This is a genomic window from Janibacter sp. Soil728 (genome assembly GCF_001428305.1).
Lineage (GTDB): Bacteria > Actinomycetota > Actinomycetes > Actinomycetales > Dermatophilaceae > Janibacter.
The window spans coordinates 684,467-706,552 of record NZ_LMRZ01000001.1; the positions used below are offsets into that span (position 1 = coordinate 684,467).

19 protein-coding genes are annotated in these 22,086 nt (G+C 70.1%); all 19 read left to right on the top strand.

Annotated elements, in window-relative coordinates; genetic code table 11:
* The first annotated feature begins 28 nt into the window (after positions 1–28).
* The 19 genes from ASG73_RS03320 to ASG73_RS03410 all read left to right on the top strand — a co-directional run bounded on the left by ASG73_RS03320 (position 29) and on the right by ASG73_RS03410 (position 21,944).
* Positions 29–1,177 (top strand): acyl-CoA dehydrogenase family protein, encoded by a 1,149-nt coding sequence (locus ASG73_RS03320; RefSeq protein WP_055990669.1) that lies wholly within the window; start codon positions 29–31, stop codon positions 1,175–1,177.
* Positions 1,174–2,403 (top strand): CoA transferase, encoded by a 1,230-nt coding sequence (locus tag ASG73_RS03325; RefSeq protein ID WP_082566953.1) that lies wholly within the window; start codon positions 1,174–1,176, stop codon positions 2,401–2,403. The genes ASG73_RS03320 and ASG73_RS03325 overlap by 4 nt, the downstream gene beginning before the upstream one ends.
* Positions 2,400–3,134 (top strand): 3-oxoacyl-ACP reductase FabG, encoded by a 735-nt coding sequence (gene fabG / locus ASG73_RS03330; protein ID WP_055990672.1) that lies wholly within the window; start codon positions 2,400–2,402, stop codon positions 3,132–3,134. The genes ASG73_RS03325 and fabG overlap by 4 nt, the downstream gene beginning before the upstream one ends.
* Before the next feature lie 66 nt (positions 3,135–3,200).
* Complete coding sequence (locus ASG73_RS03335; protein WP_055990675.1) at positions 3,201–4,424, top strand: acetyl-CoA C-acetyltransferase; 1,224 nt, start codon at positions 3,201–3,203, stop codon at positions 4,422–4,424.
* Positions 4,421–4,882, top strand: coding sequence for a MaoC family dehydratase (locus tag ASG73_RS03340; protein ID WP_055990677.1), 462 nt, complete (start codon positions 4,421–4,423; stop codon positions 4,880–4,882). Before ASG73_RS03335 ends, ASG73_RS03340 begins: the two co-directional genes overlap by 4 nt.
* 14 nt (positions 4,883–4,896) lie before the next feature.
* Positions 4,897–6,093 (top strand): acyl-CoA dehydrogenase family protein, encoded by a 1,197-nt coding sequence (locus tag ASG73_RS03345; protein WP_055990680.1) that lies wholly within the window; start codon positions 4,897–4,899, stop codon positions 6,091–6,093.
* Positions 6,090–6,980: a hypothetical protein gene (locus tag ASG73_RS03350; protein ID WP_055990683.1), complete on the top strand. Its 891-nt coding sequence runs from the start codon at positions 6,090–6,092 to the stop codon at positions 6,978–6,980. The genes ASG73_RS03345 and ASG73_RS03350 overlap by 4 nt, the downstream gene beginning before the upstream one ends.
* Positions 6,980–7,828 carry an HpcH/HpaI aldolase/citrate lyase family protein gene (locus tag ASG73_RS03355; RefSeq protein WP_055990686.1) on the top strand — a complete coding sequence of 283 codons (849 nt, stop codon included), beginning with the start codon at positions 6,980–6,982 and terminating at the stop codon, positions 7,826–7,828. Before ASG73_RS03350 ends, ASG73_RS03355 begins: the two co-directional genes overlap by 1 nt.
* Positions 7,825–8,367 carry an acyl-CoA thioesterase gene (locus ASG73_RS03360; protein WP_055990689.1) on the top strand — a complete coding sequence of 181 codons (543 nt, stop codon included), beginning with the start codon at positions 7,825–7,827 and terminating at the stop codon, positions 8,365–8,367. Before ASG73_RS03355 ends, ASG73_RS03360 begins: the two co-directional genes overlap by 4 nt.
* A 137-nt stretch (positions 8,368–8,504) precedes the next feature.
* Complete coding sequence (gene clpB / locus ASG73_RS03365) at positions 8,505–11,087, top strand: ATP-dependent chaperone ClpB (RefSeq protein WP_055990692.1); 2,583 nt, start codon at positions 8,505–8,507, stop codon at positions 11,085–11,087.
* 225 nt (positions 11,088–11,312) lie between these two features.
* Positions 11,313–12,119 (top strand): enoyl-CoA hydratase/isomerase family protein, encoded by an 807-nt coding sequence (locus ASG73_RS03370; protein WP_055990696.1) that lies wholly within the window; start codon positions 11,313–11,315, stop codon positions 12,117–12,119.
* A 20-nt stretch (positions 12,120–12,139) separates the two neighbouring features.
* Entirely contained in the window at positions 12,140–13,120 is a 981-nt protein-coding gene (locus ASG73_RS03375; protein WP_235499342.1) for an NAD(P)H-dependent flavin oxidoreductase, read from the top strand.
* Positions 13,121–13,150: 30 nt separating this feature from the next.
* Positions 13,151–14,308, top strand: coding sequence for an acyl-CoA dehydrogenase family protein (locus ASG73_RS03380; RefSeq protein WP_055990699.1), 1,158 nt, complete (start codon positions 13,151–13,153; stop codon positions 14,306–14,308).
* 24 nt (positions 14,309–14,332) lie between these two features.
* On the top strand, positions 14,333–15,136 hold the full coding sequence (locus ASG73_RS03385; RefSeq protein ID WP_055990702.1) for a crotonase/enoyl-CoA hydratase family protein: 804 nt from the start codon (positions 14,333–14,335) through the stop codon (positions 15,134–15,136).
* On the top strand, positions 15,133–16,287 hold the full coding sequence (locus tag ASG73_RS03390) for a CaiB/BaiF CoA transferase family protein (RefSeq protein WP_055990705.1): 1,155 nt from the start codon (positions 15,133–15,135) through the stop codon (positions 16,285–16,287). Before ASG73_RS03385 ends, ASG73_RS03390 begins: the two co-directional genes overlap by 4 nt.
* The gene (locus ASG73_RS03395) at positions 16,284–17,975 is read left to right on the top strand and encodes a class I adenylate-forming enzyme family protein (RefSeq protein WP_055990708.1); all 1,692 of its coding nucleotides are present in this window, start codon (positions 16,284–16,286) and stop codon (positions 17,973–17,975) included. Before ASG73_RS03390 ends, ASG73_RS03395 begins: the two co-directional genes overlap by 4 nt.
* Positions 17,972–18,760, top strand: coding sequence for an SDR family oxidoreductase (locus tag ASG73_RS03400; protein ID WP_200946658.1), 789 nt, complete (start codon positions 17,972–17,974; stop codon positions 18,758–18,760). The genes ASG73_RS03395 and ASG73_RS03400 overlap by 4 nt, the downstream gene beginning before the upstream one ends.
* A 32-nt stretch (positions 18,761–18,792) precedes the next feature.
* Positions 18,793–20,334 carry an AMP-binding protein gene (locus ASG73_RS03405; protein ID WP_200946659.1) on the top strand — a complete coding sequence of 514 codons (1,542 nt, stop codon included), beginning with the start codon at positions 18,793–18,795 and terminating at the stop codon, positions 20,332–20,334.
* Positions 20,331–21,944, top strand: a complete 1,614-nt coding sequence (locus ASG73_RS03410; RefSeq protein WP_055990711.1) for a thiamine pyrophosphate-binding protein — start codon at positions 20,331–20,333, stop codon at positions 21,942–21,944. Before ASG73_RS03405 ends, ASG73_RS03410 begins: the two co-directional genes overlap by 4 nt.
* Positions 21,945–22,086 lie beyond the last annotated feature (142 nt).

Genomic DNA, 22,086 nt, shown 5'->3' on the forward strand with positions numbered 1-22,086 from the left:
GCTCAACGAAGAGAGAGGGACCCAGCTGATGGAGTCCGCAGAATTCGCATCCATCCTCGACGCCGTGCGCGCCTTCGTCGACAAGGAGGTCGTCCCGGCAGAGGACGAGATCGAGGAGACCGACGAGATCCCCGAGCGCATCCGCACGGCAGCCGCCCGCATGGGCCTGTTCGGGTACGCGCTGCCAGAGCAGCACGGCGGCCTCGGACTGACGATGTCCGAGGAGGTCCAGCTCGCCATGGTCATCGGACGCACGACCCCGTCGTTCCGCTCGATGTTCGGCACCAACAACGGCATCGCCGGCCAGGTGCTCGTCAACTTCGGCACGCCGGAGCAGCAGGAGAAGTACCTTCCCGGCCTCGCAGCGGGCGAGCTCATCGCCTCCTTCGCTCTCACCGAGCCCGACGCGGGCTCGGACCCGTCCGGTCTGCGGACCAAGGCGGTCAAGGACGGTGACGACTACCTGATCAGCGGGCAGAAGCGCTTCATCACCAACGCGCCCGAGGCCGACGTCTTCATGGTCTTCGCCCGCACGGGTGACGTCTCCGAGGGGACCAAGGGCATCTCGGTCTTCGCCGTGGAGTCCGCCCTCGACGGCGTGAGCGTCGGACCCGCCGACGCCAAGATGGGCCAGAGGGGCGCGCACACCGCGGAGGTCTTCTTCGACCAGGTGCGGGTGCCGGCCAGTGCACTCATCGGTGGCGTGGAGGGGGAGGGCTTCTCCGCGGCGATGCGCTCGCTCGCCAAGGGTCGCCTGCACATCGCGGCCCTGTGCGTCGGCCTCGCCGAGCGCCTCATCGAGGAGTCCGTGGCCCACGCGACGACCCAGACCCAGGGTGGCTCCACGATCGCGAGCTTCCAGCTCGTCCAGGGCATGCTCGCCGACTGCCACACCGAGGCCTACGCCGGACGGGCGATGGTGGTCGAGGCCGCTCGTACCTACGACGACGGCAGCGACATGCGCATGGCGCCGTCGGCGGCCAAGCTCTTCTGCACCGAGATGGTCGACCGGGTGGCCGACCGGGCCGTGCAGATCCATGGTGGCCTCGGCTACATGCAGGAGGTCAAGGTCTCGCGCTTCTACCGCGATGCCCGGCTCTTCCGCCTCTACGAGGGCACGAGCGAGGTCCAGCGCACGATCATCGCCAAGCAGATGGTCCGCGGAGCGCGTCGATGACCAGCCCCACGCAGGGCGGGCCCCGCCTGCCGCTCGAGGGGGTGCGGATCCTCGAGCTGTCGAGCTATGTGGCGACGCCCCTGTGCGGCCTCACCCTCGCGCAGCTGGGCGCGGACGTCATCCGCATCGAGGCACCGGGCGGTGCACCGGACCGCACCCGCCTGCCGACCACCAACGGAGGGTCCAGCTACTACTGGACCGGGCTGAACAAGGGCAAGCGCGCCATCGCCGTCGACCTCTCCACGCCTGATGGGCAGGAAGTCGTCGCTGGCCTGGCGGAGGACGCCGATGTCGTCATCGCCAATGCCCCTTACAAAGGACTGGTGACGGCGCAGGCCCTGCGCGAGCGCAACCCTGCCCTGGTCCACGTGCGCCTCAGCGGGACCTGGTCCGGCGCATCGTCGGTGGACTACATCGCCCAGGCCAAGGTCGGCTTCCAGCAGGTGACCGGCCCGCGCGGGCAGTCGGTCCCGGTCAACCACGTCCTGCCGGCCTGGGACATCGCCGCCGGCCTCTACCTCGCGACGGGCGCGCTCGCGGCCCTGCGGCAGCGGGACGAGACCGGCGTCGGCGCGAGCATCACCCTCGCCCTCGAAGATGTCGCCCTCGCGACCGCCGGCAACCTGGGCCTCCTGACGCAGGCCCAGCTGGACCCCGTGACCCGTGGTGCCGACGGCAACCACGTGTACGGCACCTACGGGCGCGACTTCGCTCTCTCCGACGGCCATCGGATCATGCTCGTGGTCCTGACGGCTCGGCACTGGCACACCCTCCTGGAGATCACCGGGCTGCGAGCAGCCGTCGTCGGCCTCGAAGAGGCACTGCAGATCGACCTCGACGACGAGCAGGTGCGCTACGCCTACCGAGAGGTGATCAGCTCGCTCCTCGAGCCATGGTTCGCACGGCACGACCTGGACGGTCTGACCGAGACCTTCGCCGGGCACCGCGTGCTCTGGTCGGCCTACCAGACCTTCGAGGAGGCCGCCGAGGACCTGGGTGGCAACCCCCTCTTCGCCGAGCTCGACCAGCCCGGTATCGGGAAGCACCTCGCCCCGGGATCCCCGCTCGTCTTCGACGCGCGCAGACCTGCTCCACAGCCCGCACCTGCCGTGGGCGAGCACACGCACGAGGTCCTTGCCGACCGACTCGGCCAGGCCCGCTTCACCACCTTGCTGACGTCGCGCGTCGTCGACTCGGCCGACACTCATCTCAGGGAGATCGCATGACACTGCTCAAGGACAAGATCGCCGTCATCACCGGTGGGGCCCAGGGCCTCGGTCTGGCCATGGCGGAGCAGTTCGTCGCGGCGGGCGCAAAGGTCGTCATCGGCGACCTCGACGGGGCCCGCGCGCAGGAGGCTGCCGCCGGCCTCGACGGCGAGGCCATCGGGCTCGCCTGCGACGTGGTCGACGCCGAGCAGGTCCAGGCGCTCATCGACGCCGCATGCACGCGGTGGGGCCGTCTCGACGTCTTCATCAACAATGCCGGCATCACCCGAGACGCCACCATGCGCAAGATGTCAGAGGACGACTTCGACGCGGTCATCTCCGTGCACCTCAAGGGCTGCTGGAACGGCACCCGGCTGGCGGCCGCGGTGATGCGGGAGCAGAAGTCCGGCGCGATCGTCAACATCTCCTCGCTCTCGGGCAAGGTCGGCATGGTCGGCCAGACCAACTACTCCGCGGCCAAGGCCGGCATCGTGGGCATGTCCAAGGCTGCGGCCAAGGAGATGGCCCACCACGGCGTCCGGGTCAACGCGATCCAGCCGGGCCTGATCCGCTCGGCGATGACCGAGGCCATGCCGCAGAAGGCCTGGGACCAGAAGATGGTCGAGATCCCCATGCAGCGAGCCGGAGAGCCGGACGAGGTCGCCAAGGTCGCCCTCTTCCTCGCCTCCGACCTGTCCTCCTACATGACCGGAACGGTGCTCGAGGTCACCGGCGGCCGCTTCATGTGAGCCCGCTCCACCTCATTCCATCCAGCCCAGCCCCCCACCACTTCACGAACGTGCAGGAGAACCCCCATGCGTGACCCCCAAGACGTCGTCGTCTGCGCCCCCTACCGCACCGCCGTCGCTGCCTTCGGCGGATCGATGCGGCCACTGCTTCCGGCCGACATCGGCACCCAGCTCATGACCGGCTTGGTCGACAAGACCGGCATCGACCCGTCGGTCATCGAGGACGTCATCCTCGGCCACTGCTACGCCAACGGTGAGGCGCCGGCCATCGGCCGCGTCATCGCCCTCAACGCCGGCCTGCCGATCACGACGACCGGCATGCAGCTCGACCGACGCTGCGGCTCCGGCCTCCAGTCGATCATCCAGGGCGTCATGCAGGTCATGACGGGCGCCAACAGCTGCGTCGTCGCCGGTGGCGTCGAGTCGATGAGCAACGCGGCCTTCTACTCCCTCGACATGCGCTGGGGAGCCAAGGGTGGCGTCAAGATGCACGACATGATGGGCCGCGGTCGGGAGACCGCAGGCGGGTTCAACTACCCGGTGGCCGGCGGCATGATCGAGACCGCCGAGAACCTGCGCAAGCAGTACTCCATCTCGCGCGAGGAGCAGGACGCCCTGGCCGTGCAGTCCCACCAGCGCGCCTCCGCCGCCCAGCGCGACGGCATCCTCGCCGAGGAGATCATCCCGGTGCGGGTGCCCCGTCGCAAGGGTGACGACCTCGTCGTCGACCAGGACGAGCACATCCGTCACGACGCGTCGATCGAGACGATGTCCGGGCTGCGCCCCATCCTCGGCAAGGTCGACCCGGAGGCCACCGTCACCGCGGGCAATGCCTCGGGGCAGAACGACGCTGCTGCCTTCGTCATCGTCACCGACCGCGCCACCGCCGAGGCCCAGGGCCTGCAACCCCTCATGCGCCTGAAGTCCTGGGCCGTCGCGGGCGTCGAGCCCAAGGTCATGGGCATCGGGCCCGTCCCGGCGACGGCCAAGGCGCTCGACTCCGCCGGCCTGACGCTGGCCGACCTCGATGTCATCGAGCTCAACGAGGCCTTCGCCGCTCAGGCACTGGCCGTCATGCGCGAGTGGAAGTTCACCGACGCCGACCACGAGCGCACCAACGTGCACGGGTCCGGCATCTCGCTCGGCCACCCCGTCGGCGCGACCGGCGGTCGCATGACCGGTGCGCTCGCCCGTGAGCTGCACCGCCGTGACGGCAAGTACGGTCTCGCGACGATGTGCATCGGTGGCGGCCAGGGCCTCGCGGCGATCTTCGAGCGGGTCGACGCATGAGCGCCCCCAGGTCCATCGCCGACCTCGAGGAGCTGAAGTCGCTCGTCGGGCAGGAGATCGGGACGACGGAGTGGGTCGAGGTGACCCAGGAGCAGGTGAACCAGTTCGCCGACGCCACAGGGGACCACCAGTGGATCCACGTCGACGTCGACCGCGCGAAGCAGGGCCCCTTCGGCGGCACCATCGCTCACGGGTTCCTCACGCTCTCCATGGTGCCGTCCTTCGGTGCGCGGCTCTTCGCGCTCGAGTTCGGCGGGGCACGGCTCAACTACGGGCTGGACAGCGTGCGCTTCACCAACCCCGTCCCCGTCGGCTCGCGGGTGCGCGCGACCGCAACCTTCGAGCAGGTCAACGACCTGCCCAAGGGGACCCAGGTCATCACGCGCTATGTCATCGAGATCGAGGGCGTGGAGCGACCGGCGGTCATCGCCCAGCAGATCACCCTCGTCACCGGCTGAGAGAGAAGGAACCCATGGAGGACCTCAACGCGGAGGAGCGGGAGCTCGTCAAGATCGTCCGCAACTTCGTCGACAAGAAGGTGCGACCCACCGTCCGCGAGATCGAGCACGCCAACGAGTACCCCGAGTCCTACATCGAGATGATGAAGGAGATCGGGATCTTCGGGCTGGCCATCGACGAGCCCTGGGGCCCGGGCAAGGTGAGCACTCCCTGCTATGTCCTCGTCACCGAGGAGCTGGCTCGCGGGTGGATGAGTCTCGCGGGAGCGATGGGCGGCCACACCGTCGTCGCCAAGCTCATCCAGGACTACGGGACCCAGGAGCAGAAGGACCGCTACCTGCCCCGCATGGCCACCGGCGAGGTGCGCGCGACGATGGCGCTCACCGAGCCCGGCGGCGGCTCGGACCTGCAGGCGATGCGCACCGCGGCCCGTGGCGCCGACGGTGGCTACCTCGTCAACGGCAGCAAGACGTGGATCACCAACGCGCGCAGGTCCACGCTCATCGCGCTGCTGTGCAAGACCGACCCCAAGGCCTCGCCGGCCCACCAGGGCATCTCGATCCTGCTCGTCGACAAGGAGCAGCTCGACGGCCACGACATGGGCGGCTCGGACACCGGCGGTGGGCTCACCGTCAGCCGTGACCTGCCCAAGCTCGGCTACAAGGGCGTCGAGTCCTGCGAGCTCGTCTTCGAGGACCTGCAGATGGATGCGGCGCAGGTCCTGGGTGGTGTCGAGGGGCAGGGCTTCGCACAGATGATGCGCGGTCTCGAGGTCGGGCGCCTCCAGGTGGCCTCGCGAGCGCTGGGCGTCGGCCGGGCAGCCCTCGAGGACGCCCTGCAGTACTCGCAGGACCGCGAGTCCTTCGGCAAGCCGATCTGGAAGCACCAGCAGATCGGCGCCTACCTCGCGGGCATGGTCACCAAGCTCACTGCCGCCCGACAGCTCACCCTGCACGCCGCCCGCGTCTACGACAGTGGCGCTCGGGCCGACATGGAGGCGGGGATGGCCAAGCTCTTCGCCTCGGAGGTCGGCATGGAGATCGCCCTCGACGCGGTGCGCATCCACGGCGGCTACGGGTACTCGACGGAGTTCGACGCCGAGCGCTACTTCCGCGACGCCCCACTGATGATCGTCGGTGAAGGAACCAACGAGATCCAGCGCAATGTCATCGCGGCCCAGCTGGTGAAGCGCAACTCGGTCGCGCCATGACCTCGACGCAGGTACCCCCCTTCGAGGAGGTGGCGGACACCGATCGCTCGGAGGTCACGGCCACGCTCGACCCCGGGCCGGCGATCGGTCTCGCCGGGCTCCTCGATCTCGACCACGAGGTCATCGGTCTCGGCGAGCTGCCTCCGCTGTGGCACTGGGTCTACCTCCTCGAGCGGCCCGCTGCCGCGCACATCGGTCCGGACGGGCACCCCCTCACCGGGGTGCCCGCCCCTCCGGGGGAGGGGATGAAGCGGATGTTCGCCGGAGGGCGGGTCCACTCCCTTCGTCCCCTGCGGCTGGGTGCGGAGGCGACGCGGCGAACCTGGGTGACCGGCTCGCGCATCGTCGAAGGGCGTTCGGGAACCTTGCGGTTCGCCACCGTGCGGACCGAGGTGTCGCAGGGTGGCGAGGTTGCCGTCCGCGAGGACAACGACATCGTCTACCGCCAGGCGGGATCACCGACCAGCGTCCCCCTCGGGTCGCTCGACGCGGCGCCACCGACCGTCGACGGCCCCACGGTGCGGCTGCGGGCCGACGAGGTGGCGCTCATGCGCTTCTCCGCACTGACCTACAACGGGCACCGCATCCACTACGACCTCGGCTGGTGCGCGGTGGAGGGCTACGGCGGTCTCGTGGTCCACGGTCCGTTGCAGGCGCTGCTCATGGGCGAGCTCGTGCGGCGTGACGGTGGGGGCCTCATCGGCAAGGTTCTGGACTACCGACTCAAGGCGCCGATGGTCGGCACCCAGGTCGTGACCGCTTCGGTGGCTCCGACCGGAGATGGTCAGCTGGACGGCCCCGACCCGAGCGTCCAGGTGCTCGACGTGCACGACCGCACGACCGCGACCGCCACCGTGCGGGACCCCGACGACGAGACGAGCCACTGATGACCACCACCCCGACGACCGCCGCTGATGTGGCGGCCGCGCAGACGATGCTCTTCGTGCCCGGAGACCGGCCCGAGCGGTACGGCAAGGCCGCGGCCTCGGGTGCCGATGCCATCATCATCGACCTCGAGGACGCCGTCGCGCCCGAGGCGAAGGGGGCGGCCCGCGACGCGGCTGTGAGCTGGTTCGCCGGGGCCGGCACCGGGGTCGTGCGGGTCAACGCGCCGGACACCGAGTACTTCGACGATGACGTCGCCGCCCTGGCGCCCCACGTCGATGTCGTGGTGCTGCCCAAGGCGCAGGACCCGCAGGTCGTCACAACGCTCGTGGCCCGCCTGCGCGAGGCCCGTCCGGACGCGGCGGTCTTCGCCCTCATCGAGACTGCCCAGGGCATCCTGTCGGCACCGCAGACCGCCAAGGTGCCGGGAGTCGTCCGCCTGGCCTTCGGCAACTTCGACCTGTCGTCCGAGCTCGGGCTCCACCCCGACGACCACGACGCCCTGTGGCCCCTGCGCACCCAGCTCGTCGTCGCCTCGGCCGCGGCCGGGCTGCCGGCGCCCGTCGACGGCGTGAGCGGCTCGATCGACGACACGGAGGTCATCGAGGCCGACACCCGCCACGCGGTGCGTGTCGGGTTTCGCGCCAAGCTGTGCATCCACCCACGGCAGGTCCCGGTCGTCGCGGCGGCACTCGCCCCCTCCGCCGACGAGGTCGCCTGGGCCACCCGGGTCCTCGCGGCGTGGGACGAGGCCGACTCCGGTGCGGTCGCCGTCGACGGCACGATGATCGACAAGCCGGTGATCGACCGCGCGCGCCGCGTGCTCGCCGCCGCAGGGGTGACGGCGTGACCGTCGAGACCACCCGTGCCCCCGACACCTCACGAGAGCGACCCCCGGTGACCTCCTCCTCCGCAGCGCCCGAGGGCGCCTACTCCTTCGACATCCCGATCCGGATCGCCGATCTCTCGCCGGCGGCGCACATCTCCAATGTCGCCTTCCTGCGCTACGTCGACGAGGCCCGGATGGCCTTCTTCGGGGCGGCGCTGCGCGGTTCCTCCCGGTATGTCGGTGGCCTCCTCGAGACCATCGGCGAGGTGGCCATGGCGGTCGTCGCCCGCAACGAGCTGGAGTACCGGCGCGAGGTCTTCACCGACGACGGGCCCGTCACCATGCGCCTGTGGATCCCCTACATCGGCGGTAGCAGCTTCGTCCTCGCGGGCGAGGCGGTGACGGCCGGCCACGAGGCCCCCGCCATGGTCTTCGAGTCGACGACGGTCTTCGTCGAGCGGACCACCGGGAAGACCTGGAGCATCGACGACTCGGCGCGCGAGGTGCTCTCAGCGTGGGGCGGCCCGCGACCGCACCTGCGCGGTCGCGCCGGCCTCTGAGGCGGTGGCCCAAGGCCGTGGGTGGGCTCGTCCGTCCGGAGGCACGACGTCCTGACGCACCTCAGGGTTGAGCGGAATAGACTCAACTCTGGACAGGTTGATCACAGCAGACGATCACCCCCGTGCGAAGGAGACCCATGGACTTCAAGCCCACCACCAAGGTGGCCGAGGCGCTTGCCCTGGCCCAGCGTCACGCCCAGACCCAGGGACACCCCGAGGTCACCCCGGCGCACCTCGTGAGCGCCCTCGTGCAGCTCGACACCCCGCAGTGCGACACCCTCCTGCAGGCTGCCGGGACCGGTGCGCCCCACGTGCTCGGCCAAGCCGATGCCGCGCTGCGTGCCCTGCCCACCACGAGCGGTGCGGCAGCGCCCCCGACGCTTGGCCGTGAGCTGCTCGCCGTCCTGCAGCAGGCCGACACGTTGATGCGGGCGAAGGGGGACGACTTCCTCGCCCTCGACCTGCTGCTGCTCGCGCTCGCCGAGACGGGCCACCTGGCTGCTGTGGAGAAGCGCGGCGCCACGGACATGGAGACCAAGGTCGAGCAGCTGCGAGCAGGCCGCAAGGTCAGCTCGGAGACTCCGGCCGAAGGGGGCGAGGCCCTCGAGCAGTACGGCACCGACCTGACGGCGATGGCTCGCGACGGCAAGCTCGACCCGGTCATCGGCCGCGATGCCGAGATCCGTCGCGTCGTGCAGGTGCTCTCGCGCCGGACCAAGAACAACCCCGTCCTCATCGGCGAGCCCGGCGTCGGCAAGACCGCGGTCGTCGAGGGCCTGGCCCAGCGGATCGTCTCCGGCGACGTGCCGGAGTCGCTGCGCGGCAAGCGGCTCGTGAGCCTGGACCTCGGTGCGATGGTCGCGGGGGCGAAGTACCGCGGCGAGTTCGAGGAGCGGCTCAAGGCCGTGCTCGAGGAGATCAAGGGTTATGAAGAACAGGGCAGGGGAGTCATAACTTTTGTCGACGAGCTCCACACGGTCGTCGGCGCCGGCGCATCGGGTGAGGGTGCGATGGACGCCGGCAACATGCTCAAGCCGATGCTCGCCCGCGGTGAGCTGCGGCTGGTCGGTGCGACGACGCTCGACGAGTTCCGGGAGCACATCGAGAAGGACCCGGCGCTGGAGCGCCGTTTCCAGCAGGTCTTCGTCGGTGAGCCGAGCGTCGAGGACACGATCGCGATCCTGCGCGGGCTCAAGGAGCGCTACGAGGCCCACCACAAGGTGGCCATCGAGGACTCCGCTCTCGTCGCGGCCGCCGCGCTGTCCGACCGCTACATCACCGGCCGCCAGCTGCCCGACAAGGCGATCGACCTCGTCGACGAGGCCGCCTCGCGCCTGCGCATGGAGATCGACTCCAGCCCGGTCGAGATCGACGAGCTGCAGCGTGCCGTCGACCGGCTGAAGATGGAGGAGCTGCACCTGGCCAAGGAGACCGACGAGGCCTCCAAGGAGCGGCTGGAGCGGCTGCGCAAGGACCTCGCCGACAAGTCCGAGGAGCTGGCTGGTCTCACCGCTCGCTGGGAGTCGGAGAAGACCGGCCTCAACGCGGTCGGTGACCTCAAGGCCCGGCTGGACGACCTGCGCACGCAGGCCGACCGGTTGCAGCGCGACGGTGACTACGAGGGTGCCTCGCGCCTGCTCTACGGCGAGATCCCCACGCTCGAGGATCAGCTCGCGCAGGCCAGCGAGGCCGAAGCCGTGCGCGACGACACGGACCTGATGGTCAAGGAGCGCGTCGGCGCCGACGACATCGCCGAGGTCATCTCGGCCTGGACCGGCATCCCCGCCGGGCGTCTGCTGCAGGGCGAGTCGGAGAAGCTGCTGAGCATGGAGTCGATCATCGGCTCGCGCCTCATCGGTCAGACCGATGCCGTGCGTGCGGTCTCCGACGCGGTGCGCCGCTCGCGGGCCGGCATCTCCGACCCGAACCGGCCGACGGGCTCCTTCCTCTTCCTCGGGCCGACGGGTGTCGGCAAGACGGAGCTGGCCAAGTCCCTGGCCGACTTCCTCTTCGACGACGAGAAGGCGATGGTGCGCATCGACATGTCGGAGTACGCCGAGCGGCATGCGGTCGCGCGCCTCATCGGCGCGCCTCCGGGCTATGTCGGCTACGAGGAGGGCGGCCAGCTCACCGAGGCCGTGCGCCGTCGCCCGTACTCGGTCGTGCTGCTCGACGAGGTGGAGAAGGCTCACCCCGAGACCTTCGACATCCTGCTGCAGGTCCTCGACGACGGTCGCCTGACCGATGGCCAGGGCCGCACGGTCGACTTCCGCAATGTCATCCTCGTGATGACCTCCAACCTCGGCAGCCAGTTCCTCACCGACCCGCTGATCGAGGAGGAGGCCCGACGGGAGTCGGTCCTGGGGGTCGTGCGCAGGGCCTTCAAGCCGGAGTTCCTCAACCGGCTCGACGAGGTCGTCATCTTCGACGCGCTCAGCCGTGACGAGCTCAGCCACATCGTCGAGCTGCAGGTGCGCGAGCTGGGTGGCCGCCTGGCCGACCGGCGCATCGACCTCGAGGTCACCCCGGCCGCTCGCGAGTGGCTGGCCGACACCGGCTACGACCCGGCCTACGGTGCGCGACCGTTGCGCCGTCTGGTGCAGAAGGAGATCGGTGACCGGCTGGCCACCGGCCTGCTGTCCGGTGACATACGGGACGGGTCCACCGTGGTGGTCGATGCGGCTCCCGAGGGCGAAGGGGGAGGACTCTCCCTTCGCTGACCCGAGGTGCCCGACGGGCTCGTGGACGATCGCCGTCCACGAGCCCGTCGTCGCTTCGTCGTGCTGCCGAGCAGCCGCATAGGTACCGCCTATCGGCCGGTTCGTGGGTGGGTCTTTGCCCTCACCTGCGAGGCTGACGTTTGATGAGTGCACCCCCCGATGACGTGGAGGCGCGCTCCGGTCGCGAGACCGAGCGTGGCCCCTGGAAGGTTAGGCCGAGCGACGATGACAGATGCGACGAGCATCCCCTCGGGAGCCGAGGGCGAGGTCCTTCTCGACACCGTGAACGGGGTCGCGACGATCACCCTGAACCGTCCGACGCGCAAGAACGCGATGACCACGGCCTCCTGGATGCGCCTCGGTGAGATCGTGCGTGCGGTCCGCGAGGACGAGGCCGTCCGGGCGATCGTGCTCACCGGAGCCGGCAAGGACTTCTGCAGCGGCGCGGACCTCGCAGGACCCCCGGATCCGCGACACCCGCTGACGCGCATGAATGGCTTCTCGGACATCGCCGTCACGCTCTACGAGATGCCCAAGCCCGTGATCGCGCGCATCGACGGGATCGCTGCTGGCGCCGGGTGCAACCTCGCCCTGGGCTGCGACTTCGTCGTCGCCACGCCGCGCTCCCGATTCTCCGAGATCTTCGTCCGCCGCGGCCTCTCGCTGGACTTCGGTGGAGCCTGGCTGCTGCCGCGCATCGTGGGTCTGCAGCAGGCCAAGCGGCTGGCCCTGCTCGGCGAGATCATCGACGCCGCAGAGGCCGAACGGATCGGCATGGTCACGTGGGTGCGCGACGAGGACGAGATCGACGCCTGTGTCGCAGACCTGGCGTCGCGGCTGGCCGCCGGGCCACCGACCGCCATGGCGCTGAACAAGCTGATGCTCCACGAGGGCACCAACCAGAACCTGCGCGAGGCGCTCGACTCCGAGGCCCGCTCGCAGCTCATCAACTTCGCCACCGACGCCCCCGCAGCCAAACAAGCCTTCCTCGACAAGACGGACCCCGTCTTCGAAGGCCGCTGGCGGCTGTGACGACCACCCAGGAGAGACACGTGTCCAGGATCAGCACTCGCTTCACCGAGACCTTCGGCGTCGAGCACCCCATCGTCCAGGGCGGCATGCAGTGGGTCGGCCGCGCCGAGCTCGTCGCCGCCGTCGCCAACGCCGGTGCGCTCGGCATGATCACCGCCCTCACCCAGCCGACCCCGGAGGACCTGGCCAAGGAGATCGCCCGCACGCGGGAGATGACCGACAAGCGCTTCGGCGTCAACCTCACGATTCTTCCGGCGATCACTCCGCCGCCCTACGCCGAGTACCGCCAAGCGATCATCGAGGGCGGCGTCACCATCGTCGAGACCGCGGGCAACCTGCCCGCAGAGCACGTCGAGGCGCTCAAGCCGGCCGGGGTGAAGATCATCCACAAGTGCACGAGCGTCCGACACGCACTCAAGGCACAGTCGCTCGGTGTCGACGCGGTGAGCATCGACGGCTTCGAGTGCGCGGGCCACCCCGGTGAGGACGACATCACCGGACTGGTCCTCATCCCGCGGACCGCGGACCAGCTGAGCATCCCCTTCGTCGCCTCCGGTGGCTTCGGGGATGCCCGTGGCCTGGCAGCGGCACTCGCCCTGGGTGCCGATGGCATCAACATGGGCAGCCGGTTCATGGCGACCGTCGAGGCGCCGATCCACGATGACGTCAAGCAGGGCATCGTCAATGCCTCGGAGCTGGACACCGAGCTGATCTTCCGTCCGTTGCGCAACACCACGCGGGTCGCCAGCAACACCGTGAGTCGTGAGGTCGTCGAGCGTCTCGCCGAGGGCGCCGCCTTCGAGGACGTCCGTCATCTGGTCGCCGGTCAGCGTGGCAAGGGGGTCTACGAGTCGGGCGACCTCGATGCCGGTATCTGGAGCGTCGGCCAGGTCCAGGGCCTCATCAACGACATCCCGACGGTGCACGACCTCGTCGAGCGCATCGTCGACGGCGCTGCCGACATCATCGAGTCCCGGCTCGCGGGCCTCGTCTCACGCTGATCCACAGTCCGCCCTTCTTCGAGGAGACCCATGCGCCGCACCGTCTACACCGAGGACCACGAGTCCTTCCGCTCCGCAGTCCGCACCTTCGTCGAGCGGGAGGTCACCCCGCACTACGCCCAGTGGGAAGAGGACGGCCTGCCTGACAAGGCCATCTACCGCAAGGCAGCCGAGATGGGCTTCATCGGCGTGCAGATCCCGCAGGAGTACGGCGGTGCCGGTGAGGACTCGTACAAGTACAACGCCGCCTTCATCGAGGAGACGGTCGGCAACGACGTCAACCTCGGCTCGATGCGCGTGCACTCCGAGGTCTGCCTGCCGTACCTGCTGCACCTGGCCGACGACGAGCAGAAGTCCCGCTGGCTGCCCGCGGTTGCTGCCGGCGAGATCGTCCTCGCCATCGCCATGACGGAGCCGGGCACCGGGTCCGACCTCGCCGGCATCGCGACGACGGCCGTCCGTGACGGTGACTCCTACGTGCTCAACGGTGGCAAGACCTTCATCACCGGTGGCCGCAACGCCGACCGGGTCCTCGTCATCTGCCGGACCTCCCCGGCGGACGAGTCGGACCGGCGTGGCGGGCTGTCGATCCTCGTCGTGGACACGCGCTCCGAGGGCTTCGCTGTCGGTCGCACGCTGGACAAGCTCGGGCTGCACGCGCAGGACACCGTGGAGCTGTCCTTCACCGACGTGCGCGTCCCCGTCGAGGACCTGCTCGGGGAGGAGGGCAGGGCCTTCGGGTACCTGTCCCACAACCTTCCCCAGGAGCGGCTGACGATCGGGGTCTCGTCAACGGCGGCGGCCACCCGGGCCGTCGAGCTGGCCACCGAGTACGCCAACAACCGCAAGATCTTCGGCAAGCCGCTGTCGACCTTCCAGAACACGAAGTTCGTGCTCGCGGAGTGCGCCGCTGACGTCGCCGCGGCCCAGGCCATGGTCGACCAGGCGCTCGAGGCCCACGACCGTGGCGAGCTCGACGCGGTCGACGCGGCGAAGCTCAAGCTCTTCACCACGGAGGTCCAGGCACGAGTCGTGGACAAGTGCCTGCAGATCCACGGTGGCTACGGCTACATCACCGAGTACCCCATCGCCCGTCTCTACGCAGATGCCCGCATCAGCCGCATCTACGGCGGCACGAGCGAGGTCATGAAGACGATCATCGCCAAATCCCTCGGCCTCGTCCGCTGATCCCGAGCACCAAGAAGGTTTGCCATGAGCACTGACACGCAGTCCGTCGTCCCAGACGTCTCCGATGCCGCCGAGGTCCTCGTCGAGGAGCGGCCCGGCGTCCTGATCATCACGATCAACCGCCCGCGGGCCAAGAACGCCGTGACCCTGGCGGTCTCGGAGGGGATCGCCGCGGCGCTCGACACCCTCGACGAGCGCGCCGACCTCTCGGTGGCAGTCATCACCGGCGCGGGCGGTTCCTTCTGCGCGGGGATGGACCTCAAGGCCTTCCTGCGGGGCGAGCGGCCATCGATCCCGGGCCGGGGTTTCGCCGGCATCACGGAATGTCCCCCGCGCAAGCCGGTCATCGCAGCCGTCGAGGGTTATGCCCTCGCCGGTGGGTGCGAGATCGTCCTGGCCTGCGACCTGGTCGTCGCCGCACGCAGCGCGAAGTTCGGGATCCCCGAGGTCAAGCGCGGCCTCATCGCCGCCGCGGGCGGCCTGCAGCGGCTGCCCGAGCGAGTGCCGCGCAACATCGCCATGGAGCTCGCGCTCACCGGTGACTTCGCCTCTGCCGAGCGCTTCCACGACCTCGGTCTGGTCAACACGCTCACCGAGACCGGTGGCGCCCTCGAGGCAGCGGTCGAGCTCGCCGACCGCATCGCGGCGAACGGCCCGCTGGCCGTGGCCGCGAGCAAGCAGATCATGGTCGAGTACGTCACCTGGCCGCACGAGGACCGCTGGACGCCGCAGCGAGCGATCTCCGACGCCGTCAACTCCTCGGAGGACGCGAAGGAGGGCGCCCGCGCCTTCGCCGAGAAGCGCTCTCCCGTGTGGCAGGGACGATGAGCGACACCGCGGCCAGCGGGCCCTCGGGCCCGCTGGCCGGGGTCCGGGTCCTCGAGCTGAGTGGCATCGGTCCGGGGCCCTTCTGCGCGATGATGCTCGCCGACCTCGGCGCCGACGTCGTGCGGGTGCACCGGGCCGGCGACCAGGCCGCGATCAACCCGGTGCTCGACCGGGGACGGCGCTCGATCGCGGTCGACCTCAAGAGCCCCCGCGGAGTCCAGCTCGTGCGTGATCTCACCGCTGGCAGCGACATCCTCCTCGAGGGCTTCCGCCCGGGTGTCCTCGAGCGCCTCGGGCTCGACCCGGCATCGCTCCTCGAGATCAACCCGGCCCTCGTCATCGGCCGGATGACCGGCTTCGGCCAGGACGGCCCCTTCGCCCCTCGCGCGGGCCATGACATCAACTACATCTCGATGTCCGGAGCCCTCGCCGCGATCGGTCGCAAGGGCGCCGCCCCGACGCCGCCGCTCAACCTCGTCGGTGACTTCGGCGGCGGTGGGATGCTGCTGGCGCTCGGCGTCGTCTCGGCCGTGCTGTCGGCCCGCACCACCGGCCGTGGCCAAGTGGTCGACGCCTCGATGGTCGAGGGGTCGGCGGCGCTCATGGCGATGATCTACGGCTACCGCTCCACGGGCCGGTGGGACCTGGCGCGAGGCGAGCAGATCTTCGACTCCGGCGCCCCCTTCTACGACAGCTACGTGTGCTCCGACGGTGGGTACATGGCCGTGGGTGCCGTCGAGCCGCAGTTCTTCGCCACCCTCGTCGAGCAGCTCGGTCTCACCGGGCAGGTCGATCTCGAGCGGCAGCGTCAGCGCGAGACCTGGGACCACCAGCGCGAGCTCTTCTCGGAGGCCTTCGCAGGCCAGCCGCGAGCCCACTGGGAGGCGGTCTTTGCCGACGTCGACGCCTGTGTCACACCGGTGCTCGACATGGACGAGGCGCCTTGCCATCCGCACAACGTCGCCCGTTCCGCCTTCGTCGAGATCGACGGAGCTGCTCAGCCGGCGCCGGTGCCCCGCTTCTCCGGGACGGCGACCGCCGTGCCGACGAGTGCCCCCTCCGTGGGCCGGGACACCGACGCGATCCTCGCCGAGCTGGGGCTCGACGCATCCACCACCACCGCACTGCGAGAGGACGGAATCGTCACATGAACGCCTACTGGCCCGAGGGCATGCCGCGACACCTGGACCACACCCACGCGACGATCGCCGACCTCGTCGAGGGCATGGCAGCTCGCTACGGCGAGCGCGCGGCCGTCGTCGACGGCGAGCTGACCCTCTCCTACACCGAGCTCTACGACGAGGCCTGCGCTGTCGCGCGTGGCCTGCAGCGGGAGGGGATCGGACCGGGCGATGTCGTGCTCCTGCACCTGCCCAACACGGCGCGCTTCCTCACCGCCTACTACGGCGTGCTGCTCTCCGGTGCGACCGTCTCGCCGGTCAACCCGCTGACCCCGGTCCCAGGACTCGTCTCGCAGATCAAGGACACGTCGGCCCGCATGGCCGTCAGCCACCCGGCCAATGTCGCCAACCTCCTCGCCGCAGCGGAGGAACTCGCCGCGGGCGGTCACTCGATGGGCATCGTCCTCGTCGAGTGCACCCCGGGCGCACCCCACCCCGAGGATGATCCCGTCGTCTCCTCGCAGTCGGTCCGGGCCTGGTCGACGCTCCTCGACCGGGACGGCGAAGGGCGCCCCGACGCGACCTTCGATCGTGACGACGTCGCGCACATCGTCTACACCGGAGGCACGACCGGCACCCCCAAGGGGGTGCGGGTGCTCCACCGCAATGTGGTGGCCAATGTCAGCCAGATGGTCGCCTGGCGCGCCGGTCGTGGTCTGCGGGTCGCGGACCGTCGGCTAGAGCTGGATCCCTTCCCCGTCACCGGCGAGCCCGGTGTCGTGGTGGGCGAGGGGGCGACTGTCGTCGTCTCCCCGCTCTTCCACGCCCACGCCCTCATCAACTCCTCCTTCCTCCTCGGTGCGGGCCTGACCCTCGTCATCGCGGGGCGCTTCAACCCGGCGGCCATGCTCGACCTCGTCGAGCGGCACGCGGTCAGCTACATCACCGGGTCCCCGACGATGTGGCACGCACTCGTCCGGGAACCGACGGCGGGAGAGCGCGACCTCTCCAGCGTCCGCGTGGTCTCGTCCGGGGCGGCCCCGATCGACCCGGTGACGCTCGACCAGCTCGCGGCCGTCTTCCCCAATGCCGTGGTCACCGAGGGCTACGGCCTCACCGAGGGAACGTGCCTCGTGACCGCACTCCCTCCCTTCAGCACGGCTCCTCGTGTCATCGGCAGCGTCGGTGTCCCCGTGCCCGACACCGAGATCGAGATCCGCGACGGCGAAGGGAGGGTCCTGCCCGTCGGCGAGCGCGGCGAGATCTGGGTCCGGGGACCGCAGGTCACCGACGGCTACCTCAACCTGCCGGGTGAGACCGCGGGCCAGTTCGTCGATGGCTGGCTGGCCACCGGAGACATCGCCTATGTCGATGACGAGGGCATGGTGCGCATCGCCGACCGGGCCAAGGACATGTTGATCTACAAGGGGTACAACGTCTATCCACGAGAGCTCGAGGACCTGCTCGCAGGCCACCCCCAGGTCGATCGGGCGGCCGTTGTCGGTCGTGACCACGAGGCCTTCGGCCAGGAGCCCGTCGCCTTCGTCGTCCCGACCGCGGGCGAGCAGCCGACGGCTGACGAGATCAAGGACTGGGTCGCCGAGCGCGTGCTGCCCTACAAGAAGCTGCGCGCGGTCCAGATCGTCGGGTCCCTGCCGACCTCCACGGCCGGCAAGCTGCTGAAGAACGAGCTGCGTCCCCTGGTGATGCCGCGATGAGCGCGCCGTCGATGCTCTCCGCGGGGTCCTTCGCCGACCGTGTCGCCGTCGTCACCGGTGGTGGCTCCGGGATCGGTGAGGCCATCGCCGTCGAGCTGGCTCGGCTGGGCGCGCACGTCGTGCTCGTCGGCCGGACCCAGGAGCGCCTGGACGCAGCGGCCGCGCGGATCGCCGACGAGGGTGGGGATGTGTCGACCCGCGCTCTCGACGTGCGGGACCGCTCCGCCGTCGAGAGCATGGTGGCCGACGTCGTCGCCGAGCTCGGCCGCATCGACCACCTCGTCAACAGCGCCGCGGGCCAGTTCCGCGTCGCTCCTGCCGAGCTCAGCCCGGGTGGCTGGCAGGCGGTCGTGGACATCGTCCTCAACGGCACCTGGCACTGCACGCAGGTCATCGGTCAGCACATGATCGAGCGGGGAGGCGGAGGGTCCGTCATCTCCATCGGCTCCAACATGGCCAACCAGGGCGGGCCGGACACGGTCCACTCGGCCAGTGCCAAGGCCGGCGTCGTCGCCATGACGAAGTCGCTCGCGGGGGCCTGGGGCCCACACGGCATCCGCCTCAACGTTCTCGTCCCCGGCATGACCGAGGGCACTGCGGGTGTCGACATCCTCTTCCGCGACGAGGAGGCCCTGCGCAACGGCCTCGACGGGGTCCCGCTGGGGCGGCTGGTCAGCCGGCAGGAGATCGCGGACGCAGCCTGCTACCTGCTGAGCGACCACGGCTCGTACATCACGGGGACCCAGCTGGTCATCGACGGTGGTCGCGCACTGGGACGCAACTGATGCGTACTCATGGGCCAGTCACCGCCCCCGGCGTGGTCGCGGTCGCTGAGCACGAACCCCACCGGGTCGCCCTCGTCGAGCCGGGACGTCCCGACCTGACCTTCGCCGGGCTGCTCGACCGTGCGGACCGTCTCGCCCACGCGCTCGATGCCTGGGAATCGCCGCGCGGCGGCGTCGTCACGTCCATCCTGCCCAACCGCAGGGAGTACTACGAGATCCGGCTCGCCACCGGGCGGACGGGGCGGTACTTCACCCCGATCAGCCACCATCTGCGACCACCGGAGATCGCCTACCTCCTCGCCGACTCCGGGACCCGGCTCTGCTTCGTCGACGCGAGCACCCGCGACGTCGTCGACGAGGCCCTGCGGCTGCCCGAAGGGCCGGTCGGGGTGCGGGTGGTCGAGGTCGGTCCCGAGTACGAGGTCGAGCTCGCGGCGCAGCCGTCGGGCCCTCCGCAGGACCTCACCGCGGGCGACTTCATGGGTTACACCTCCGGGACCACCGGACGGCCGAAGGGGGTGCGCAAGCCTCTCAGCGGACGCCCGCCCGGTCCATCGGCGGGCTTCACCGAGTTCATGGCACGTCTCGGGATGACCCCCGGTGAGCCCGGCACCTACCTGGTCGCCGGCCCGCTCTACCACGCAGCGCCGGGCACGATCTCGCACTTCGCCCTCGAGCTGGGGCACACCGTGGTCCTCGCCGAGCGGCCGAGCGCCGAGGACGTGCTGGCACTCATCGAAGAGCACGGCGTCACGCACCTCTTCACGGTCCCGACCGTCATGGGACGGTGGCTGCGGCTGCCGGAGGCAAGCCGACGACGTGACCTGAGCTCGCTGCGCAGCGTCATCCACTCGGGAGCGCCCTGCCCTCCGGACGTCAAGCGCGGCGTCATCGACTGGCTCGGTCCTGTCATCCACGAGTTCTACGGCGCCACCGAGGGCTCGGTGACGACCGTGACCTCCGAGCAGTGGCTGGAGCGTCCCGGCACCGTGGGACGTCCGGTCCCCGGCACGGACGTCGTCGTCCGGCGGGAGGGTGGCACGGCCGCTCCTCCCGGCGAGGTCGGGCAGATCTGGTACCGACCGCTGATCCCGGTGGAGTACCTCGGGGACCCCGTCAAGACCGCGGCGGCCTTCCAGGACGGGTGGGTCACCACGGGTGACCTCGGGCACCTCGACGATGACGGTTGGTTGTTCATGGCCGACCGCCGGACCGACCTCATCCTCACCGGGGGCGTCAACGTCTACCCGGCGGAGGTCGAGGCCGCGCTGCTCGGCCACCCCGACGTCGCCGACGCCGCGGTCATCGGCGCGCCCGACGAGGACTGGGGCCAGCGAGTCGTCGCGCTGCTCCGGCTCGAGGACGGGGTCGACCCGACAGGGGTGACGGACCGCGTCAGCGCTCGCCTGCGTGATGTCCTCGCCGGTCCCAAGCGACCCCGCGAGCTGCACATCGTCGACGATCTTCCCCGGTCGACAGCCGGCAAGCTGCGCCGCGCCGAGGTGCGCGCCGAGTACGACGCCCGATTCATCGCAGGAACCGCCACCAGTGCTCGACCAGAGGACAACGCATGAAGTTGCACGAAGCCTTCGCCCAGACGCTGCAGGGCATGGGGGTGGACACCGTCTTCGGACTCATGGGTGACGCCAACATGCTCTACCTGGCCTCCTTCAAGGAGGCCGGCGGCCGATTCGTCGGTGTCGCCCACGAGGGCTCGGCCGTCGGTGCTGCGGACGCGTGGTCACGCGCCACCGGGCGGGTGGGGCTGGCATCGGTCACGCACGGTCCGGCACTGACCAACACCCTGACCTCTCTCGTCGAGGCCTCCCGGGCGCGCACCCCGCTCGTCCTCATGACCGGGGCGACGCCGATCGACCCCACCCACTTCCAACGCATCGACATCGCCGCCGTCGCCGCGGCTGGGGAGTGCGGCTTCGAGCGGGTGCACACCCCCGCCTCGGCCGCGCGGGACCTGCGTCGTGCCCTGCGCCGAGCGCAGGCCGAGCGCAGGCCGATCGTCCTCGACCTGCCGATCCACATGCTGCGAGCCGACATCGAGGTCACCGGGGCCTCGGCTCCCTTCGCCCTGCCGGCTCCCGTGGCGCCGCGTCGCAGCGAGTTGGAGGCGGCCATCGAGATGGTCGCCGCGGCTCGTCGCCCGCTGGTCCTCGCGGGGCGCGGCGTCATCGAGGCCGAGGGCGAGGACGCCGTCCTGGCCCTGGCCGACGCGCTCGGCGCGCCGGTCGCGACGACTCTCCTCGGACGCGGGCTCTTCCGTGGGCACCAGGACAACATCGGCATCTGCGGCAACCTGTCGCACGCGGTGGCCGTGAACACCATCGCGGAAGCCGACCTGGTCCTCGCCATCGGCGCCGGTCTCGGCGTGTACACGACGGCCCGGGGGACGCTCTTCGAGGGCAAGACCCTCGTCCAGGTCGACGCCGACGCGGCCGCACTCGGGTGGTACCTCGAACCTCAGCTCGGGCTCAGCGGCGACGCTCGTCTGACGGCGGAAGCGATGAGCGAGCTGCTCGCCGAGATGGAGCACCGCCCGACATCGGGCTGGCGTGACGGAGTCCGCCGCGCGCTCGCCGGGCACGACCCTCGCACGGACGTCCGTGAGCACCGCTCGAGCGGATGCGTCGACCCGCGGCTGGTCTCGGCTGCGCTCCATGACCTACTGCCGGTGCAGCGCAATGTCGTGAGCGACATCGGTCGCTTCACGCTGAGCGCGTGGCCCTGGTTGCACGTTCCCGACGGTCGAGCCTTCACCACGATGGGCGCCTTCGGCGCGATCGGTCTGGGGGTTGCCGGCGCGCTCGGCACGTCCGTCGCGCGGGGTGGGGACGGGGTCTCGGTCCTCACCATCGGTGACGGGGGACTGGCAATGTCGCTCGCGGAGCTGCCCACCCTTGCGCGAGAAGGCGGTCCGGTCGTCGTGGTGCTCTACAACGACGGCGCGTACGGGGCTGAGCACGTCAAGCTGGTGCACTTCGGGGTCGACCCTCAGCACTCGATGACGAACTGGCCGGACTTCGTCCCGCTTGCCCGGGCCGCCGGCGGCGACGGGGCTGTCATCGCCTCGCTGGACGACCTGGAGGCTGTCGCCGACCGCCTGCGCAACCCGCAGGGCCTCTTCCTCCTCGACGTTCGCGTCGACCCGGAGTTCAACGTCGGTCTCTGACTGCGGGCGCATGCATAGGGACGCGCTATGGGCCGGATCGTCGGCAGGTCTTTGTGCGGCTCTCGAGCCCCGTGGTCTGCTGAAACACAGGAGCGGATGGCCCGATCGGGCGTCCGTCGCAGTACTCACCCACAGGAGCAGC

What these genes read in the sequence shown, in the direction of transcription:
- ASG73_RS03320 (WP_055990669.1), top strand. Translation starts at nt 29, where the DNA reads ATGGAGTCCGCAGAATTCGCATCCATCCTCGACGCCGTGCGCGCCTTC.
- ASG73_RS03325 (WP_082566953.1), top strand. Translation starts at nt 1,174, where the DNA reads ATGACCAGCCCCACGCAGGGCGGGCCCCGCCTGCCGCTCGAGGGGGTG.
- fabG (WP_055990672.1), top strand. Translation starts at nt 2,400, where the DNA reads ATGACACTGCTCAAGGACAAGATCGCCGTCATCACCGGTGGGGCCCAG.
- ASG73_RS03335 (WP_055990675.1), top strand. Translation starts at nt 3,201, where the DNA reads ATGCGTGACCCCCAAGACGTCGTCGTCTGCGCCCCCTACCGCACCGCC.
- ASG73_RS03340 (WP_055990677.1), top strand. Translation starts at nt 4,421, where the DNA reads ATGAGCGCCCCCAGGTCCATCGCCGACCTCGAGGAGCTGAAGTCGCTC.
- ASG73_RS03345 (WP_055990680.1), top strand. Translation starts at nt 4,897, where the DNA reads ATGGAGGACCTCAACGCGGAGGAGCGGGAGCTCGTCAAGATCGTCCGC.
- ASG73_RS03350 (WP_055990683.1), top strand. Translation starts at nt 6,090, where the DNA reads ATGACCTCGACGCAGGTACCCCCCTTCGAGGAGGTGGCGGACACCGAT.
- ASG73_RS03355 (WP_055990686.1), top strand. Translation starts at nt 6,980, where the DNA reads ATGACCACCACCCCGACGACCGCCGCTGATGTGGCGGCCGCGCAGACG.
- clpB (WP_055990692.1), top strand. Translation starts at nt 8,505, where the DNA reads ATGGACTTCAAGCCCACCACCAAGGTGGCCGAGGCGCTTGCCCTGGCC.
- ASG73_RS03370 (WP_055990696.1), top strand. Translation starts at nt 11,313, where the DNA reads ATGACAGATGCGACGAGCATCCCCTCGGGAGCCGAGGGCGAGGTCCTT.
- ASG73_RS03380 (WP_055990699.1), top strand. Translation starts at nt 13,151, where the DNA reads ATGCGCCGCACCGTCTACACCGAGGACCACGAGTCCTTCCGCTCCGCA.
- ASG73_RS03385 (WP_055990702.1), top strand. Translation starts at nt 14,333, where the DNA reads ATGAGCACTGACACGCAGTCCGTCGTCCCAGACGTCTCCGATGCCGCC.
- ASG73_RS03390 (WP_055990705.1), top strand. Translation starts at nt 15,133, where the DNA reads ATGAGCGACACCGCGGCCAGCGGGCCCTCGGGCCCGCTGGCCGGGGTC.
- ASG73_RS03395 (WP_055990708.1), top strand. Translation starts at nt 16,284, where the DNA reads ATGAACGCCTACTGGCCCGAGGGCATGCCGCGACACCTGGACCACACC.
- ASG73_RS03400 (WP_200946658.1), top strand. Translation starts at nt 17,972, where the DNA reads ATGAGCGCGCCGTCGATGCTCTCCGCGGGGTCCTTCGCCGACCGTGTC.
- ASG73_RS03410 (WP_055990711.1), top strand. Translation starts at nt 20,331, where the DNA reads ATGAAGTTGCACGAAGCCTTCGCCCAGACGCTGCAGGGCATGGGGGTG.